The sequence below is a fragment of the Pseudomonas frederiksbergensis genome (assembly GCF_035751725.1).
In the GTDB taxonomy this organism is placed as follows: domain Bacteria; phylum Pseudomonadota; class Gammaproteobacteria; order Pseudomonadales; family Pseudomonadaceae; genus Aquipseudomonas; species Aquipseudomonas frederiksbergensis_A.
In genome coordinates this window covers 2018169-2036315 of the sequence record NZ_CP142104.1, presented here as the reverse complement: position 1 = coordinate 2036315, position 18147 = coordinate 2018169, and the positions used below count along the sequence as shown (strand labels likewise).

The 18147-nt window shown below is 59.2% G+C and carries 18 protein-coding genes, 4 tRNA genes and 1 pseudogene; 3 read left to right on the top strand and 20 right to left on the bottom strand.

Annotated elements, in window-relative coordinates; genetic code table 11:
- Window positions 1–128 precede the first annotated feature (128 nt).
- The 3 genes from VQ575_RS09080 to VQ575_RS09070 all read right to left on the bottom strand — a co-directional run bounded on the left by VQ575_RS09080 (window position 129) and on the right by VQ575_RS09070 (window position 2031).
- Window positions 129–674, bottom strand: a complete 546-nt coding sequence (locus VQ575_RS09080; protein ID WP_045155571.1) for a DUF4410 domain-containing protein — start codon at window positions 672–674, stop codon at window positions 129–131.
- Window positions 675–749: 75 nt separating this feature from the next.
- Window positions 750–1391 carry a DUF998 domain-containing protein gene (locus VQ575_RS09075; RefSeq protein WP_039592758.1) on the bottom strand — a complete coding sequence of 214 codons (642 nt, stop codon included), beginning with the start codon at window positions 1389–1391 and terminating at the stop codon, window positions 750–752.
- A 367-nt stretch (window positions 1392–1758) separates the two neighbouring features.
- On the bottom strand, window positions 1759–2031 hold the full coding sequence (locus VQ575_RS09070; RefSeq protein WP_039592893.1) for a hypothetical protein: 273 nt from the start codon (window positions 2029–2031) through the stop codon (window positions 1759–1761).
- 449 nt (window positions 2032–2480) lie between these two features.
- Here VQ575_RS09070 and VQ575_RS09065 point away from each other — a divergent pair.
- Window positions 2481–2759 (top strand): annotated as a pseudogene (locus VQ575_RS09065) (transposase domain-containing protein); the annotation flags it as partial.
- 17 nt (window positions 2760–2776) lie between these two features.
- Here VQ575_RS09065 and VQ575_RS09060 read toward each other — a convergent pair.
- Window positions 2777–3235 (bottom strand): winged helix-turn-helix transcriptional regulator, encoded by a 459-nt coding sequence (locus tag VQ575_RS09060; RefSeq protein WP_039592757.1) that lies wholly within the window; start codon window positions 3233–3235, stop codon window positions 2777–2779.
- 96 nt (window positions 3236–3331) lie between these two features.
- On the opposite strand from VQ575_RS09060, the gene VQ575_RS09055 reads away from it, so the two are divergent.
- A complete protein-coding gene (locus VQ575_RS09055; protein ID WP_039592756.1) occupies window positions 3332–4279 on the top strand; it encodes an aromatic alcohol reductase in 948 nt (315 codons plus the stop codon).
- A 508-nt stretch (window positions 4280–4787) separates the two neighbouring features.
- Here the strand turns inward: VQ575_RS09055 and VQ575_RS09050 are convergent.
- The 4 genes from VQ575_RS09050 to VQ575_RS09035 all read right to left on the bottom strand — a co-directional run bounded on the left by VQ575_RS09050 (window position 4788) and on the right by VQ575_RS09035 (window position 6919).
- Window positions 4788–5381, bottom strand: a complete 594-nt coding sequence (locus VQ575_RS09050) for an OB-fold protein (protein WP_052680772.1) — start codon at window positions 5379–5381, stop codon at window positions 4788–4790.
- A gap of 189 nt (window positions 5382–5570) precedes the next feature.
- Window positions 5571–6008, bottom strand: coding sequence for a type II toxin-antitoxin system YafO family toxin (locus VQ575_RS09045; protein ID WP_052680771.1), 438 nt, complete (start codon window positions 6006–6008; stop codon window positions 5571–5573).
- Entirely contained in the window at window positions 6008–6535 is a 528-nt protein-coding gene (locus VQ575_RS09040) for a hypothetical protein (RefSeq protein WP_325919485.1), read from the bottom strand. Before VQ575_RS09040 ends, VQ575_RS09045 begins: the two co-directional genes overlap by 1 nt.
- A gap of 307 nt (window positions 6536–6842) precedes the next feature.
- Window positions 6843–6919, bottom strand: a tRNA-Val gene (locus VQ575_RS09035).
- A gap of 183 nt (window positions 6920–7102) precedes the next feature.
- Here VQ575_RS09035 and VQ575_RS09030 point away from each other — a divergent pair.
- A complete protein-coding gene (locus tag VQ575_RS09030; RefSeq protein ID WP_325919484.1) occupies window positions 7103–8386 on the top strand; it encodes an NAD(P)/FAD-dependent oxidoreductase in 1284 nt (427 codons plus the stop codon).
- A gap of 190 nt (window positions 8387–8576) precedes the next feature.
- Here the strand turns inward: VQ575_RS09030 and VQ575_RS09025 are convergent.
- The 12 genes from VQ575_RS09025 to truA all read right to left on the bottom strand — a co-directional run bounded on the left by VQ575_RS09025 (window position 8577) and on the right by truA (window position 17961).
- Window positions 8577–8653, bottom strand: a tRNA-Asp gene (locus VQ575_RS09025).
- 89 nt (window positions 8654–8742) lie between these two features.
- Window positions 8743–8819: transfer RNA gene (locus VQ575_RS09020), tRNA-Asp, on the bottom strand.
- Window positions 8820–8877: 58 nt separating this feature from the next.
- Window positions 8878–8953 (bottom strand) — tRNA-Val (locus VQ575_RS09015).
- A 102-nt stretch (window positions 8954–9055) separates the two neighbouring features.
- Window positions 9056–9829: an SDR family oxidoreductase gene (locus VQ575_RS09010; protein ID WP_039593928.1), complete on the bottom strand. Its 774-nt coding sequence runs from the start codon at window positions 9827–9829 to the stop codon at window positions 9056–9058.
- Window positions 9826–11037 carry an O-succinylhomoserine sulfhydrylase gene (locus VQ575_RS09005; RefSeq protein ID WP_198726655.1) on the bottom strand — a complete coding sequence of 404 codons (1212 nt, stop codon included), beginning with the start codon at window positions 11035–11037 and terminating at the stop codon, window positions 9826–9828. Before VQ575_RS09005 ends, VQ575_RS09010 begins: the two co-directional genes overlap by 4 nt.
- Window positions 11038–11094: 57 nt before the next feature.
- Window positions 11095–12600: an amidophosphoribosyltransferase gene (gene purF / locus VQ575_RS09000; protein WP_039593930.1), complete on the bottom strand. Its 1506-nt coding sequence runs from the start codon at window positions 12598–12600 to the stop codon at window positions 11095–11097.
- Window positions 12601–12641: 41 nt separating this feature from the next.
- Window positions 12642–13202, bottom strand: coding sequence for a CvpA family protein (locus tag VQ575_RS08995; RefSeq protein WP_039593931.1), 561 nt, complete (start codon window positions 13200–13202; stop codon window positions 12642–12644).
- 89 nt (window positions 13203–13291) lie between these two features.
- Window positions 13292–13975: an SPOR domain-containing protein gene (locus VQ575_RS08990; protein ID WP_039593932.1), complete on the bottom strand. Its 684-nt coding sequence runs from the start codon at window positions 13973–13975 to the stop codon at window positions 13292–13294.
- Entirely contained in the window at window positions 13959–15266 is a 1308-nt protein-coding gene (gene folC, locus VQ575_RS08985) for a bifunctional tetrahydrofolate synthase/dihydrofolate synthase (protein WP_039593933.1), read from the bottom strand. The genes VQ575_RS08990 and folC overlap by 17 nt, the downstream gene beginning before the upstream one ends.
- Window positions 15263–16183, bottom strand: a complete 921-nt coding sequence (gene accD, locus VQ575_RS08980) for an acetyl-CoA carboxylase, carboxyltransferase subunit beta (protein WP_030142025.1) — start codon at window positions 16181–16183, stop codon at window positions 15263–15265. Before accD ends, folC begins: the two co-directional genes overlap by 4 nt.
- 266 nt (window positions 16184–16449) lie before the next feature.
- Window positions 16450–17073 carry a phosphoribosylanthranilate isomerase gene (locus tag VQ575_RS08975; protein WP_045155561.1) on the bottom strand — a complete coding sequence of 208 codons (624 nt, stop codon included), beginning with the start codon at window positions 17071–17073 and terminating at the stop codon, window positions 16450–16452.
- Window positions 17074–17136: 63 nt separating this feature from the next.
- On the bottom strand, window positions 17137–17961 hold the full coding sequence (truA, locus tag VQ575_RS08970) for a tRNA pseudouridine(38-40) synthase TruA (RefSeq protein ID WP_039593989.1): 825 nt from the start codon (window positions 17959–17961) through the stop codon (window positions 17137–17139).
- Between the last annotated feature and the right edge of the window lie 186 nt (window positions 17962–18147).

The window sequence follows — 18147 nt, the reverse complement described above, 5'->3', positions numbered from 1 at the left end:
AATCCCGTGGCGAGGGGCCTTGCTCCCGCTGGGACGGTCCGACGCTTTGGGCGAAGCCGCCCCAAAAGGCATGGCGCTTTTTTTCCAGAAAACCGAACAAAGACTGAAAGCGAACCGGGTTCCTCGCCTTACTTGGCTTTTGCGCCCTTGATATCGCTTATGATTTTCTGGGAAATAGCCTCAACCTGCTCCTTGGTCATCGCCGACATGACGCCTTCCCACGCAGACGACGATGTATCGTACGTTCGGGTGCCGATCAGCCGGCCTGATTTCAAGTCCGAATAATCTGCGCTGGAATTGACCCACGCATTCCCCACCATGACACCGGCGCCGTAGCGTGCACCCGGAGTGAGGTAACGGAAATTGGTCACATTGATCTTGATACCGACACCGTCTTTGCCTTCAAGACTTGATGCCTGACCTTCCGCAAGGCTATAGCCGGCACGAGTCGCTTCGACTTGCAGTGCATCGCGCCATTCCTGTTTCAAGCGAGGCCAGTCCTCGTTCTGTTGAACCTTGCTGTTTCCCTGGAAGTTCACCACCAGGTTTTGCTTGGCTGACTCCTGGATGACCAGCGTTTCTGTCCCGCCGCTTTTGACGGAAGCAGCGCATCCGCTCAACATCAAAACGGCAACGGCACAGGACAGCGCAATCGAAAGCTTGGAGTTGTTCATTGATTTCCCTATCCAAAAATCGGTGAGATGGAGGTCAAGTATGTCCGCCGGGGCAGATGGGTTATAAGGCGCTCATTAACGGACGCTTGCCGGGGTCACTTCAACACGAAGAGCGATCCAGGCCAAGGCCGCAATCCACACGACGCATACGCCGTAGTTAAGCCTTTGGTACAGGCCGAATCCATGCCCTTCGGCGAATGCCTTGGACATCATCGCTACCGTCACGACAGCCAGGATCAAGCAAAGCATAGAGAACCTTCCGAAACCAGGTGACGACAACAGTCGTTTGCCGAGGAAAGCCCACAACACAATGGCCAGCGCCAGCGTGACGAACATGATCAAACCCGCCAGGTTATGAACCTGCTGGGAAATTGAAGGCTGCGCCGGCGCACATCCCTGATCACACGAAAAATAGCCAGCAGCAAAGCTCGCCAGGCCATGGAGCAATACTAAAACGGCGCTGAACAGGGCGAGGCGCGATCCCCCGAAGCTACGTATCAAACCTATCGCGAACAGTACGAACAGCACACCCAGCGGAAAGTTATTCACCCAGGCCGAATAACCATGCGTGGGAGCCCCTACCGCGCCCAACATACTCATCGCCTGGTCGAGATGGCTATAACCCGGATAGCCCAGCGACGTCAGCGCCACACCCGCGAACAACCAAAGAGGAATCAACAGCCCCAGTCCCAGCAAGATCCGGTCAATGGTTTTCAAAGTACGACGCTCCTTTTTAATGGCAATGGACCGCTCCGTCTCCTACGAAGCGTCGTCATGCTAGCGGGCGTCCCTCATGGAGGGTATCTATTTTTGCAAGCCAGCGGGTAGATGCGTCATCCTGTGGCCCCTTCGAACCATGGACGGTCCTTATGAGCAAATGCTTGCCGAGCACCCTTTTCGAGAAATTGGTATTGAAAAACGCGGCAGGTTTGAGCGCAGATCGGGGAAAAATCACGGTTTTGGTCCGTGTCATAAACCACAGCCGGCCTCCTGCCCCGTCCTGTTCGGCGAGCGACGCAAGCCTTGCCTATTGCACCTTTTCCAACTTTTATGAAATGGGCGACTGATTAATCGCCCATTTTCGTTATGCCGCCACCTGCGCTCGCAATCGTCGGCCAATCACATCCATAACATCACAGCCATCGCGCAATGACGTGGTCAGCAATTTGCAAAAATCAGTCAGCACCACCGTGTCTGAGCTGATGTCAGAGCGAAACGCGATATTTTCCAGAACCTGAGTCACCGTGCGAATGCGGTAATCGGCGGTTTCGAAAAGGACGTCTAGAGGCGCTTCGGTGTCGATGAGCAAGGTCGCGGGGATGCAGTCGATGCCGGTGATGGGCATGTATCGGGTCATGAGCAGTACCTTCATTCAATTGATAAGGACTACCACTCAATCGTCGCCAAACGAATGGGTGGCAGCTGTGCTCGGGTTGGCGAACCGGGAATGAAAGCGAACCGGCAGACTCGGAAGTCTCCCGCACACAGCTGCCATTAAGCAGTTTGCAGCTGCAAAAAAGCTCCACAGTGTAGCAGGAGCTTCTGCGCTTCATTCAATCGAGTCGCCAAACCCGAATCGCCATCTGGGCGACAGAGAGACAATAGGTTGCGCATTGAAATGCTGCAATGCGCTGGCTTCCGAGATTTGTGTAGGAATTTGCGTCGGAGCCCCTCGCGGCACTCGTTTGAGTCGTCATAAGCCGCAGCGAAGAGACGCAGGGGAAAGGAGACGGAAAAGAGGACAGTTTTTATAAACCAGCCAAAAAAAGACTTTCATCGCGGCGAAATAAATCTGTCCCCTTTTTCTCTCTGACGCGCTACCTCAATGATGGTGCTGTGCCCATCGACAACAACCGGGTCGAAAATACGATCCGGCCTTGGGCCCTTGGCCGTTCGAATTGGCTCTTCGCCGGATCACTGCGCAGCGGTAAACGAGCGGCGGCAATTATGAGCTTGATTCAATCGGCACGCATGAATGGGCATGATCCGTTCGCGTATCTCAAGGATGTACTGACGCGGTTGCCGACACAGAGGGCCAGTGCAATTGACCAATTACTACCGCATCAATGGGCACAGGGCTCCTAACACGCTATGAGCTACATTCAGTCCGACGCGTCTGAATCTAATGGTGTCGATGCAGGTATTTGCCATGTGGGTTTTTTGTCATCCTGACTGTCGAAAATACGCCGCGCCTTGCGGAAATCCTCAACGTTCTCGACAACCCAAGTCCAGATAGGTGACATGCGGATCAACAGTCCCATACCCAGCGGCGTCAGCTCATACTCGACACGTGGCGGAATCTCACCGAACTCCCGCCGAACCACTAGGCCATCCCGCTCCATGGAGCGTAGCGTCTTGGTTAACATCCGCTGAGTCACCCCAGTCATCTGCCTTTTTATTTCGGCATGGCGCATCGTGCCGTACACCCCCAGGGCATGCAGAATACCTAACGACCAGCGGCTACCTGCGTGAGCAAGCACTTCTCGTCTGACGCCATCATCGTCTTCTCTAAGCGTTCGGCAAATTGTTTCTGCCTGGCTGAGAGCCTCCTGATCGGTCATTTCATTCTCTGGTATCACAGGTGTGCCTTCTTACGAACGTTGCCTAATCGTGCAAGCATTTGTTCATCTTACAGGCAACAGGTCTCAGGAGAAATCATGACCGAAGTGACCCAGCTTTCCCCCCAATCCATTCTCGTTCTAGGCGCCGGTGAGCTTGGGCTGCCGGTTCTGCGCAATCTTGCGCGAGTAGCAAAGCGCGCGCCCGGCTCCACAATCAGCGTCCTGCTCAGGGATTCGACCATCAACACTCAGGTGCCCGAGAAAAAGGTCGAAATCGATGAGCTTCGAGATCTCGGCATCCAGATGGTGGCCGCAGATCTCGTGAATAATTCAATCGATCAGCTGGCTGAAGTGTTCGCACGGTTCGATACCGTAATAGGCTGCGCAGGCATGGTTGCAGGCCGGGAAACCCCGATGAAGCTGGCTAAAGCAGCTCTCAAGTCCGGTGTGAAGCGCTACTTTCCATGGCAGTTTGGTGTCGACTTCGAGGTAATCGGTCGGGGCAGTCCTCAAGATCTGTTCGATGCTCAGCTTGATGTACGCGAATTGCTTCGCGCCCAGGATAAAACTGAATGGGTAATCATCTCGACGGGTATGTTCACTAGCTTTCTGTTCGAGCCAGTATTCGAGGTGGTTGACTTCGAAAACGATACCGTGAACGCGCTAGGCAGTCTTGAGACCAGCGTGACGCTCACGACTCCAGACGACATTGGTGCGTTGACAGCGGAAATTGTTTTCTTCGAACCTCGCTTCCGCGATCAGATTGTGTACCTCTCGGGAGATACAGTGACGTACGGAGAGGTTGCGAGCCTCCTCGAACGTGTACTGGGCCGCCCGTTCAAACGTAACGTGTGGACTGTTCCGTACTTGCTCCAAGAATTGGAGAGAGACCCAACGCATCACATCAAGAAGTACCGCGCTGTGTTCGCCCAGGGCAGAGGCGTGGCCTGGCCTAAAGCAGGCACTTTCAACGCGCAGCAGTCGACTCAAGTCACGACCGCTGAGGAGTGGGCCCGTGCAAATCTGGCAACCTCATCAGCATAAGGGAAGTAGCTGAACGAACGTTCTCGCGCTCGGAGTTGACCTGCTAAAAAGCTCCTCAGTCTGATAATGGGCGCTGATAACCGAAGCTAAGGCGCGGAGAATGGGTCTGGTAATCCAAGACGACCGAATCTTTATCTTATCCGCACCATCTGCCGAGGTCTGAGGCGTCCCACTTCACTATCTATTGAGTTTTCTAAGCGCGAATTCCGAACCACGGTGACTTAACCAAGCGCTTACTAAAGCCTTGCAAATGAGCGTGGTTTTGAGGAGCACGGGGGAGAATGGTGTGGTCAAGGTGTGTCTGCCGGACGCTTACGAAACATCCCCAGCAGCACTCCCAGCTCAGAGCGATGGGTGTAGTGGAGCCGAAAAAGGAAAAGCCCCGGCAAATGCCGAGGCTCTGTAAAAGATAGAAAGCAAAAAGCCCAACTTCAGAGTCGGGCTTTGCTCGCGGAAAAACCGCAAAGTAATACGAAATCGATAGACGGGGACCGCGGGTGTCAACCGGTTATTGTGAGACTTCGCAATCTTCGAACATCGGCACTTTGGCTACGTCTCCCCTGCCCGTGCAGGCTACCGAAATTTGCGCACCTTTCTTGAGCGATGCGAGAGTGTCCATATCCGATTTTTCAAATTTGAACTGCGGGCCCAAATACGGGTTAGTCCCAGCAAGCACCAGATACGGCTTCCCGAGGAAGTCAGTGTTGATATCGGTGATGCGCCCGGTCACCTTCACGCGCTTACCCTTGTACTGCATGTCGGCAGCAACGGTGTTGTCTTCGTAATCTTGGGTGACCTTCGTCGACGTATAAGCTTTAAGCGGTTCTGCCTGGGCTGGCTGTTTAGGAGCCGAACCTGATGTATTGGATTGAGCCGCCCTTTCCTTGTAGGTGTCGTAGCTGGTTTTTGAAATCGAGCCCATACCAATCAACGACACTAGGCACAGGGCCATCCAGATGAAGCCAACGATGCGCGCGAAGGTAGAGTGCCCTTTTCTCAGCAGCATCCAGCCGAACAACAAGGGGAAGAATAGAATTCCTAGCCCCAGAAGAAACCCTACTTGCCGCTTTTGCGGAGCCGCCACTGCAACTGCTTCGTTCATTTCGCTCTCCATGGCGATAAGATGAGGCGGCATTTTGAACCCGCCATTATCAAATTGCCACTACCATCACCAAGAACCTAAGCAGCCTCGCGGCGAGTATCGAGCGCTCCATCGATCCATGCGATACCTGCCTTCCACAGCTGTCCCACCGCGCAGAGTCCTCCAAATCCGGCCAGGAAAAAATTTAAGTCAATTCTCGTCTCGGAATTTTTTTGCCAGTACCCCAAGTCTAGTCATTACAGCATTGACTTTCGCCTTGTCATGCGCAGAGGGCGCGAAGAATGCCAGGATCATGTATCGGTCTTCATAAAGCTCGCCCTGCACGTAGACCAAAGCGGCATCCAACTGCGGCCGCTTTATGTCGCACTTTCTGTAGGCTTGCCGATCGGAGGCCCTGAACGTTTGGGGTGGTAAAGCGATATGAATATGACGAAGTTGCCCGGATCGAGCCGCTGCTGGCTCGTGATACGGCTGATCACACCCCATGTAACTGGGAAGTGACTGACCTTTGCTCTCCATGCAAACGGTAAAATCCTTGATTATCTGGGCTAGTGCGAAAGGATGGGCTGCGAGTGCCAACTCAATATCAGCCCGCAACTCAGGATGGATTTCGACGCGAATAGCCACTATCCGACTTGATTGATCAGACGCTGCGTGTTGCGGGCCGTCAGGGCTTTCAGGCCGTCCAAGTCGATATCGCTTTCGACGACATTCGGAACGATGGTGCGTTGACGTATCAGGGAATCATTCATGGCCGCGACCGAGCGCGCCTTCGCTACGGCCCGAAGCAGCGTATTGAACTCTTTCTCGCGCCCGACCGGAGTACCAACTTCACGAAGCTTCTTCTCTACAAACCTAAGGTTGTCTGCGATCAAGCCAAAAGGATGGTCTTCCAAATGGCCTTCTGGAACGTCTTTCTCACACAATATCCTGGTGTATTTACTCATGTCGGCTTCGAGCTTGCGCAGTTCGCCGACAACACTTTTCACAAGATCCTGCACGTTCGCCTGGGTCCGCTTCGCTGCTGCAGACTGCTTGGCTGGCGCTACTTCCGCTAATGCCATTTGATCAGTCATGACCAAGCATGCCGCAACCATAGTCATGGCGATGGTCGGCCCCGACCAAGAGCCTTTGCTTTGAGCTGCTACTGTCATAACGTCACCAAACCTACCGAATTGCTCAAATACTATAACAGCGAAATCAAGGCTCGATGCATAGCACCGAGCAGTTGGTAGTAACGCCAGCGATACGCTCAATCCACCGGCTTACCAAACTCTTTTCCTGAACACATTCAGAGCGTAGCGGGATAAAAAATTTCTGGCGAGGGGCCTGGGACCAGATGGGTGCCTTTATAGAGATTTTCAGAAACCTCCTACATCGCAGCTTTAAAAAACCCCAGACGCAAAAAGGGCCCACCTTTCGGTGAGCCCTTCTAGACCGCCCAGCAGAGCGGATTTTGTTTGGTAGGCGCGATTGGACTCGAACCAACGACCCCCACCATGTCAAGGTGGTGCTCTAACCAACTGAGCTACGTGCCTGCTGTGAGGCGGCATTCTACGGAATTCCGAAGGGGTGTCAACACCTTTTTTTCACCTAACCCTATGAATATGCAAAATATTTAATTTCAGTAATCCATCGAAGATTCGGCGGTGGCTGGCGGCGGATTTTTATCTCGGGTAGGATCGTCGCATTCGTAAAAAATATAAAACAGAGGTTCCAGAATGGCGAACACATCCTACCCAGCGTCCTATTACGCCGCTTCGGCCAACCCGGCGCCGTCGCGCCCTGCCCTGCAGGACGATGTCGAAACCGATGTGTGCGTGATCGGTGCGGGCTATACGGGGTTGTCTTCTGCGCTGTTTCTGCTGGAGCACGGTTTCAAGGTCACCGTCCTTGAGGCAGCCAAGGTTGGGTTCGGGGCTTCGGGTCGCAACGGCGGCCAGATCGTTAACAGCTATAGCCGCGACATCGATGTGATCGAGCGCAGCGTCGGCCCGCAGCAGGCGCAGTTGCTGGGCAACATGGCGTTCGAGGGTGGGCGGATCATTCGTGAGCGTGTGGCAAAGTATCAGATTCAGTGTGATCTGAAGGACGGCGGTGTATTCGCCGCCCTCACCGCTAAACAGATGGGCCACCTGGAGTCGCAGAAGCGTTTATGGGAGCGTTTCGGTCATACGCAGCTGGAGTTGCTGGATCAGCGGCGTATCCGCGAGGTGGTGGCTTGCGAAGAGTATGTGGGCGGCATGCTGGACATGAGCGGCGGGCATATTCATCCGCTTAACCTGGCTCTGGGCGAAGCGGCGGCGGTTGAATCACTGGGCGGCGTGATCTATGAGCAGTCGCCGGCGGTGCGCATCGAGCGCGGTGCCAGTCCGGTTGTGCATACGCCGCAGGGCAAGGTCAGGGCCAAGTTCATTATTGTGGCGGGCAATGCTTACCTGGGCAATCTGGTGCCGGAGTTGGCCGCCAAGTCGATGCCTTGCGGTACCCAGGTGATCGCCACCGAGCCGTTGGGCGATGAGTTGGCTCATAGGCTATTGCCTCAGGATTATTGCGTCGAAGACTGCAACTACTTGCTCGACTATTACCGGCTGACAGGCGACAAGCGCCTGATTTTCGGGGGCGGCGTGGTGTATGGCGCGAGGGATCCGGCGAACATCGAGGCGATCATCCGGCCGAAGATGCTCAAGGCGTTTCCGCAGCTCAAGGATGTGAAGATCGATTACGCCTGGACCGGAAATTTCCTGCTGACGCTGTCGCGTCTTCCGCAGGTCGGACGGTTGGGAGATAACATTTACTATTCCCAGGGCTGCAGCGGTCATGGCGTCACGTATACGCACTTGGCGGGCAAGGTGCTGGCGGAGGCGCTGCGAGGGCAGGCGGAGCGTTTTGATGCGTTTGCGGACCTGCCGCATTACCCCTTCCCCGGTGGTCAGTTGTTGCGTACGCCGTTTGCGGCGATGGGGGCTTGGTATTACGGGTTGCGGGATAAATTGGGGGTCTGAAGCCGCCAACACATGGGCTGCTTCGCAGCCCAGCGGGAGCAAGCTCCCTCGCCACAGGGCTTGTTCCAATCTCCCAAATTCCGGAAACAAAAAACCCCGGTCTTTCGACCAGGGTCCTTGCTATCGACTAGAAGGAGCTTTGCAGCTTTCTTCTTAGCTTCAAGGCGTTCAGTGGGCCTCGAAGCAGATATGGCGCAGCGGACGGGACTCGAACCCGCGACCCCCGGCGTGACAGGCCGGTATTCTAACCGACTGAACTACCGCTGCGTATCGCTGTGGACTTGCGTCCAGTTAACTCGTCTGATCAAAACCCTTGGGTCTTGATCTCGAACCAGGCGAACCTGCTTCGGAAAATATGGCGCAGCGGACGGGACTCGAACCCGCGACCCCCGGCGTGACAGGCCGGTATTCTAACCGACTGAACTACCGCTGCGCGTCGGTGGAGGCTTTTGACAGCTTCCATCTTGCTTTCACAAGACTCTCAAGAAACATGGTGGGTGATGACGGGATCGAACCGCCGACATTCTGCTTGTAAGGCAGACGCTCTCCCGGCTGAGCTAATCACCCTTTGCTGCGTTGAGGCCGCGAAATTTACGCAGGTACCGATGCTAAGTCAATAGCAGCGTTGAAGTTTTTTTCAGAACAGTTCAACGACCCTCGCTACCGCGCTCACTCGTAAATCATTTTCTTGGTCATGCCGCCGTCCACCACGAAGTCCTGCCCCGTGACGAAACCGGCGTTGCGCGACAGCAGCCACGCCACCATGGCCGCCACGTCCTCTACCGTGCCTACCCTGCCCGCCGGATGCTGGGCGTGATCGGCATCGGTGAGCGGCTGCGCACGACGTTGCGATGGGTCTCGCGCGTCGATCCAGCCAGGGCTGACGGCATTGACCCGGATCTCCGGCCCGAGGCTGATCGCCAAGGCGTGGGTCAGGGCCAGCAGGCCGCCCTTGCTTGCCGCATAGGCCTCGGTGTCCGGTTCGGACTGCGCGGCACGGGTCGAGGCCAGGTTCACGATGGCACCGTTGTGGGCGCGCAGGTACGGCGCGCAATGCTTGGCCAGCAGCATCGGCCCACCCAGGTTCACCGCCAGGACCCGGTTCCAATGAGCCAGGTCGAGGCTTTCCAGGGTGATGTTGTGCGGGTCGGCGATAGCCGCGTTGCACACCAGCGCGTCAAGCCTGCCGAACTGCCCAAGTACTTCCGCAATGCCAGTGGCAACCTGCGCCTCATCCGACACGTCCATGGCGATGAACCAGGCATTGTCACCCAGGGTCTTCGCCACCTTGGAACCGCGTTCGCGATCCAGGTCGGTCAATACGACCTGCCAGCCTTCACAGATCAACCAGGCGGCAATACCGAGGCCGATGCCCCGCGCGGCGCCCGTAACCAATGCAACCCGGCCATGAGTACCGCTCGGCGGCGTTGCCAACTCGATCACAAGGCCGCCAACCCGCGGGCCAGGTCGGCTTGCAGGTCCGCTACGTCTTCCAGGCCGACCGCCACGCGGATCAGGCTGTCACGAATACCTGCCGACTCCCTCTCTTGGGGCGACAGGCGACCATGGGACGTGGTGCTCGGGTGGGTAATGGTGGTCTTGCTGTCACCCAGGTTGGCAGTGATGGAAATCAACCGGGTCGCGTCGATGAAGCGCCAGGCGCCCTCCTTGCCGCCCTTGACCTCGAAGCTCACCACCGCACCGAAACCGCGCTGCTGGCGCAAGGCCAGTTCGTGTTGCGGATGGCTCTTGAGGCCGGCGTAATGCACCTTCTCGATGCCGTCCTGCTGCTCCAGCCACTCGGCCAGGGCCTGGGCGTTGGCGCAATGGGCCTTCATGCGCAGGCCTAGGGTTTCCAGGCCCTTGAGGAAGATCCAGGCGTTGAACGGGCTGAGGGTTGGTCCGGCGGTGCGCAAGAAGCCAACAACCTCTTTCATCTGCTCGCCACGACCGGCGACAACACCGCCCATGCAACGGCCCTGGCCGTCGATGAACTTGGTGGCCGAATGCACCACCACGTCCGCACCCAGCTTCAGCGGCAGTTGCAGCGCCGGGGTGCAGAAGCAGTTGTCGACCACCAGCATGGCACCCTTGGCATGGGCGATTTCCGCCAACGCGGCGATGTCCACCAGTTCGGCCAGGGGATTGGAAGGCGACTCGACGAAGAGCAGCTTGGTATTGGCCTTGATGGCGGCATCCCAACCGGACAGGTCCGCCAAGGGCACATAGTCGACTTCCACGCCGAAACGCTTGAAGTACTTTTCGAACAGGCTGATGGTCGAACCGAAGACGCTGCGCGACACCAGCACATGGTCGCCGGCGCTGCACAGGCTCATCACCACCGCCATGATCGCAGCCATGCCGGTGGCGGTCGCCACGGCTTGCTCGGCGCCTTCAAGGGCGGCGATGCGTTCCTCGAAAGCGCGCACGGTTGGGTTGGTGTAGCGCGAGTAGACGTTGCCCGGCACCTCGCCGGCAAACCGCGCCGCCGCATCGGCGGCCGTGCGGAACACATAGCTTGAGGTGAAGAACATCGGATCGCCATGCTCGGCTTCCGGCGTACGGTGCTGGCCCGCGCGAACCGCCAGGGTATCGAACGCTACGCCTTCAAGGTCGCTGTCCAGCCGACCGGCATCCCAATCCTGACTCATGCTGCCACTCCTGTAATCGGTTAAACGCAAACCGGCCCCTCGGGGCCGGTTCGTGACTCAGTTGTTGTACAGATCGATGATCGCGCTGACCGCCTGCGTCTTGGCCTTGGACGCGTCGTTACGCGCGTTCTCGATCCGGTTCAGGTAGGCCTCGTCGATGTCGCCGGTGACGTACTTGCCGTCGAACACCGCGCAATCGAAGTGCTCGATCTTGACCTTGCCGCCGCCCACCGCTTCGAGAAGGTCCGGCAGGTCCTGGTAGATCAGCCAGTCGGCGCCAATCAAGTCGGCCACTTCCTGGGTCGTGCGGTTATGGGCGATCAGCTCATGGGCACTCGGCATGTCGATGCCGTAGACGTTCGGGTAGCGCACGGCCGGGGCCGCCGAGCAGAAATAGACATTCTTGGCACCGGCTTCGCGAGCCATCTGGATGATCTGCTTGCACGTTGTACCGCGCACGATGGAATCGTCCACCAGCATCACGTTCTTGCCGCGGAATTCCAGCTCGATGGCGTTGAGTTTCTGGCGTACGGATTTTTTCCGTGCAGCCTGGCCCGGCATGATGAAGGTACGGCCGATGTAGCGGTTCTTCACGAAGCCTTCACGGAACTTCACGCCCAGGTGGTTCGCCAGTTCCAGGGCCGCGGTGCGGCTGGTGTCCGGGATCGGGATAACCACGTCGATGTCGTGGTCCGGACGCTCGCGCAGGATCTTGTCGGCCAGCTTCTCGCCCATGCGCAGGCGCGCCTTGTAGACCGAGATACCGTCGATGATCGAGTCCGGACGCGCCAGGTACACGTGTTCGAAGATGCACGGGGTGAGGCACGGGTTGGTCGCGCACTGGCGGGTGTGCAGCATGCCGTCTTCAGTGATGTAGACCGCTTCGCCCGGGGCCAGGTCGCGAATCAGGGTGAAGCCGAGCACGTCCAGGGACACGCTCTCGGAGGCGATCATGTATTCGACGCCTTCGTCGGTGTGGCGCTGGCCGAATACGATCGGACGAATACCGTGCGGGTCGCGGAAGCCGACGATGCCGTAGCCGGTGATCATCGCCACCACCGAGTAGCCACCCACGCAACGGTTGTGCACGTCGGTCACGGCAGCGAACACGTCTTCTTCGGTCGGCTGCAACTTGCCGCGCTGGGCCAGCTCGTGGGCGAAGACGTTGAGCATCACTTCCGAGTCGGAGTTGGTGTTGACGTGGCGCAAGTCAGATTCGTAGATCTCCTTGGCCAGTTGCTCGACATTGGTCAGGTTGCCGTTGTGCGCCAACGTGATGCCGTACGGAGAGTTGACATAGAACGGCTGGGCCTCGGCCGACGTCGAGCTGCCCGCTGTCGGGTAACGCACATGGCCGATGCCCATGTGGCCGACGAGGCGCTGCATGTGACGCTGGTGGAACACGTCACGCACCAGGCCGTTGTCCTTGCGCAGGAATAACCGGCCGTCATGGCTGGTCACGATACCGGCAGCGTCCTGGCCGCGGTGCTGGAGCACGGTTAGCGCGTCATACAGCGCCTGATTGACGTTCGACTTACCGACGATACCGACGATGCCACACATGCGACGCAACCCCTACTTAATGGATCTGAACTGAACAACACTCACTGCGGCGTTTTGGCCATCGGCAAGAGTTGTTCCTTGAACGGTATTTCAGCGGGTACGCTGATACCGCTGGCAAGCCACTGACTGCTCCAACCCAGGATCAGGTTCTTGGACCAGTCTGCGACCAATAGAAATTGTGGCACGAGCCGGGACTCCTGCCACCACGTATCCTGCTGCACCGGCCCCAGGCTCAACAGCCCGACGGCCACGACCACCAGCAACGCGCCACGCGCCGCGCCGAAGGCCATGCCCAGGAACCGGTCCGTCCCGGAAAGCCCGGTGACGCGAATCAGTTCGCCGATCAGATAATTGATCATTGCGCCCACCAGCAAGGTGGCGATAAACAAGATGGCACAGCCCGCGATCACGCGAGCCGACGGGGTTTCGATGTATCCGGCGAGGTACTGGGACAACGAGCCACCGAACATCCAGGCTACGACTCCCGCGATGATCCAGGTCAGCAGCGAGAGCGCTTCCTTGACGAAGCCGCGGCTCAGACTGATCAAAGCGGAGATGGCGACGATTGCAACGATCGCCCAGTCAACCCAGGTAAATGGCACGGTGCAGCCTACAGACGGATAAGGCGGCGCATTTTAGCAGAGCGCAGGGCTATCGGTAAGCTGCGTGATTCAAATCAGCTGAATGGCGGTCAACCGCGCTCTGGCTGGAAGCGCACCACAAAACCCTTGAGGTTCTGCTGGCGATTGAGCAAGTCGCGCAGGCGGTCGGCCTCGGCACGCTCGATCAACGGACCGACAAAGACCCGATTCTTGCCATCGGCGGAGCGGATGTAGGCGTTGTAGCCCTGGCTACGCAGGTTTTTCTGCAGTTTTTCAGCGCTGTCACGGCTGGTCAGGCTGGCCAGCTGCACCGACCAACTGACGGAGAGGCCGTTGGCATCCACGCGGCTCTGCGTGGTATCCGGCTTGGGGGCCGCCGTGATCGGCTGGGTTGGCGCCGGCTTGATCGCAGGGGCGGGCGGGACAGGCGTTGGCGCTACAGCGGGTTTGCCAGGCGCTGCCGGAGCAGGCGCTGCGGCTGCAGGCGCGGTCGGCGTGGAAGCAACCGGCGCGGCAGGATCGACGGATTGCTCGGCCAATTCCGCGTCGCTCGGCACAGGTTCCTGGGGCAGCGCCTGCGGTTCGGGCACCGGCACCGGATCGACCTGCACAGGAGGCACCGAGGGCGCCTGGGGCGCGGCGGGCGCATCAACGGTGACCTGGCGCTGCTCGTCCTGACGGGAAAACAGCATCGGCAGGAAGATCACCGCCAGGGCCACCAATACCAGGGCCCCGACCATGCGCTGCTTGTACGCCTTATCCAGCAATGCCATCTGCAGCTTCCTCCGTGGAGCGCCGGGCCAGCCATTGAAGGGCCTCGGCGACGCAAAAAAATGAGCCGAACAACAGGATTTCGTCATCGGCCGTCGCCAGGGCACACTGCCCTTCCAGCGCGTCGGCCACGCTGCCATAAGCATCCACCGAAGCGCCACGATGCTGCAAGGCTGCCTGCAACTCACTGGCAGGACGCGAACGCGGCGAATCCAACGGCGCCACGGCCCAGTGCTGGACACTAGCATTCAACGCATCGACAACGCCATCCAGGTCTTTGTCCGACAGCAGGCCGAACACCGCCAGGCGCTTGCCTGCCACCGGACGACGCGCCAGCCGTTCCGCCAGATACTGCGCGGCGTGGGGGTTGTGGCCGACATCCAACAGCAGATTGAGGCGCTTGCCTTGCCAATCGAACGAGCGGCGATCAAGACGACCGACGACGCGGGTCGCCTGCAACGCCTTGATGATTTGCCCGGCTTCCCAAGGCAAGTCCATCAGCAAGTAGGCCTGCAATGCCAGTGCGGCGTTTTCCATGGGCAGGTCCAGCAGCGGCAGATCGTGCAGCTCGACGGGGTTGCCCCGGACATCGCTGCCACGCCATTGCCAGTGCTGCTCGGTCATGGCCAGGTCGAAATCCCGCCCGCGCAGAAAGAACGGACACCCCAGTTCGCGGACTTTATCGAGCAACGGTTGCGGCGGATCGAGATCGCCGCAGAGTGCCGGCGCGCCCTGGCGAAAGATGCCGGCCTTCTCGAAAGCCACGGATTCTCGGGTATTGCCCAGGTAATCGGCGTGATCAACCCCGATACTGGTGACCAGCGCGATGTCCGCATCCACGAGATTGACCGTATCCAGCCGCCCACCCAGGCCAACTTCGAGCACCACGGCGTCCAGGCCGGCACGGGCGAACAGCCAGAATGCCGCGAGGGTGCCCATCTCGAAATAGGTCAGGGAAGTCTCGCCCCGCCCGGCTTCCACCGCCGCGAAGGCTTCGCAAAGCTGGGCGTCAGTGGCTTCGACGCCGTTCAGCTGCACCCGCTCGTTGTAGCGCAGCAAGTGCGGCGAACTGTAGACGCCGACACTCAGCCCCTGTGCCCGCAGCAGCGAGGCCAGGAAGGCGCAGGTCGAACCCTTGCCGTTGGTGCCGGTGACGGTGATGACCCGGGGCGCCGGCTTGGCCAGTCCCATGCGGGACGCTACCGTTTGCGAGCGCTCCAGCCCCATGTCGATGGCCGTTGGATGCAACTGCTCGAGGTAGGCAAGCCAGTCGCCCAGGGTGCGTTGGGTCATAGCCCGGCAGGCACTGGCGGAACGACGATCGGCTCGATCGGTGCGGCGACGAACTTCGGCGTCGGCAAGCCCATCAGTTGCGCCAGCAGGTTGCCCAGGCGCGGACGCAGCTCCTGGCGATGGATGATCATGTCGATCGCGCCGTGCTCCAGCAGGAATTCGCTGCGCTGGAAGCCTTCCGGGAGTTTCTCACGCACGGTCTGCTCGATCACGCGCGGGCCGGCGAAGCCGATCAGGGCTTTCGGCTCGCCGACGATCACGTCGCCCAGCATCGCCAGACTGGCAGAAACACCGCCGTAGACCGGGTCGGTCAACACCGAGATGAACGGAATGCCTTCTTCACGCAGGCGCGCCAGTACCGCGGAGGTCTTGGCCATTTGCATCAGCGAGATCAGGGCTTCCTGCATCCGCGCGCCACCGGAGGCGGCGAAGCAGATCATCGGGCAACGGTTTTCCAGGGCGTAGTTGGCGGCGCGAACGAAGCGCTCGCCGACGATGGCGCCCATGGAACCGCCCATGAAGGAAAATTCGAAGGCCGAAACCACCACCGGCATGCCCAGCAGGGTGCCGCTCATGGACACCAAGGCGTCTTTCTCGCCGGTCTGCTTCTGGGCCGCGGTCAGGCGATCCTTGTACTTCTTGCCGTCGCGGAATTTCAGGCGATCCACTGGCTCCAGGTCGGCACCCAGCTCCACGCGACCTTCTGCGTCGAGGAAAATATCGATACGGGCACGCGCACCGATGCGCATGTGGTGGTTGCACTTGGGGCAAACGTCCAGGGTCTTTTCCAGCTCAGGACGGTACAGCACCGCTTCGCAGGATGGACATTTGTGCCACAGACCTTCAGGCACCGAGCTTTTCTTCACCTCGGAACGCATGATCGAAGGGATCAGTTTGTCTACCAACCAGTTGCTCATGCTTTCTTTCTCCAGTACCGGCGGCCCGAACGCTCTGGTTCGCGGCCCCGCGTATGCCCTTGAGCTCAAATTCATTGTGCGGCGAGGATCGAAGACCGTCACGGTCAGTGCGCAACATGACCTGCAACCAGCCCAACAATCCCCTGCCATCCCGGCAACCGCTACGCCGCGGTTACCCTTACGCTATCGGCCCGCCCGGAGGCGGCGCCTGCCTGTTTTGTACAGTGCAGGTATGGACGGCGGCAGTCTGCCAGCCGTCACATTGACTACTGGCTGCCGCGCACGGCCGCCATGAACGCCCGGATCTTCGCCGGGTCCTTGATCCCCTTGGCCAGTTCCACCCCGCCGCTGACGTCCACGGCGTACGGACGAACCTGGGCGATGGCCGCAGCCACGTTGTCCGGCGTCAGGCCACCGGCGAGGATGATCGGCTTGTCCAACCCCCGCGGCACCAGCGACCAATCGAACGCTTCGCCGGTCCCACCCGGGACGCCCTCGACGTAGGTGTCCAGCAAGATACCGCTGGCCCCGGGAAAGGCCTCGCAACTGGCCGCGATGGCGTCGCCTGCCTTGACCCGCAAAGCCTTGATGTACGGTCGATGCCAGCCTTCGCAATCAGCCGGGGCCTCGTCGCCATGGAACTGCAGCAGGGCCAGCGGCACCGCGTCGAGAATTTCGCCCAGCTCGCAACGGCTGGCATTGACGAACAGGCCGACCGGCGTGACGAAGGGTGGCAGGGCCTGGATGATCGCCCTCGCCTGCTGCACCGTCACCGCCCGCGGACTCTTGGCGTAGAACACCAGGCCAATGGCGTCCGCCCCGGCCTCGACCGCCGCCAGTGCGTCTTCGACCCGGGTGATTCCGCATATCTTGCTGCGAACGACCGGCATGGTGAGTAAAACCTCAGGCAAATCCGTGAAAGTCCCGGATGGTAACAAATGCAGCGGAGGGCGTCAGCCGTCGAGTTCCGAGAAGCCCGTGAGGAAATGTGGCCCGATGTAACGCTCCGGCAATTGGAATTCGTCGTGATATTCCACCTGCACCAGGTACAGGCCAAACGGATGCGCCGTCACGCCACCCGAGCGACGAATGCGGCTCTCGAGCACTTCCTTGACCCATTCCACCGGCCGCTCACCCGCGCCGATGGTCATCAGCACACCGGCGATGTTGCGCACCATGTGGTGCAGGAACGCGCTGGCGCGGATATCGAGCACGATCATCTTGCCGTGACGGGTCACGCGCAGGTGATGCAGCTCCTTGATCGGCGACTTGGCCTGGCACTGGCCGGCCCGGAAGGCGCTGAAATCATGCACACCGACCAGGTATTGCGCGGCCTCGGCCATACGCTCGACATCCAGCGGACGGTGGTTCCAGGTAATTTCCTCGTTCAGGTGCGCGGGGCGGATCTGATCGTTGTAGATGACGTAGCGGTAACGCCGGGCGATGGCCTTGAAGCGCGCATGGAAATGAGCCGGCATCGCCTTCGCCCAACTGACGCTGACATCGTGCGGCAGGTTGATATTGGCGCCCATGACCCAGGCCTTCATCGAGCGTTCGACTTGGGTGTCGAAATGCACGACTTGCCCGCACGCGTGCACGCCGGCGTCGGTGCGACCGGCGCAATGCAGCGACACGGGTGAATCGGCGACTTTGGACAGCGCGTTTTCGAGGGTTTCCTGCACCGTCAATACGCCGGAGGCCTGACGCTGCCAGCCGCGATAGCGCGAGCCTTTGTACTCCACGCCCAAGGCGATCCGGAAAAAGCCGTCGGCCGCCATTTCGGCGGCCGGGTTGTCTATGTTTGCCAAGGAATTACAGCCTGCTGAGGTACGCAAAGGCGGGCATTATAAAGCGGGTGAAGCGGGATGCCAGTGCAACCGTGGTTCCTGTGCGGGATGGACCGGTGCCTTCAACTCCAATGCAAACAAAAACGGCAGCCTCACCGGCTGCCGTTCTTGTTATAC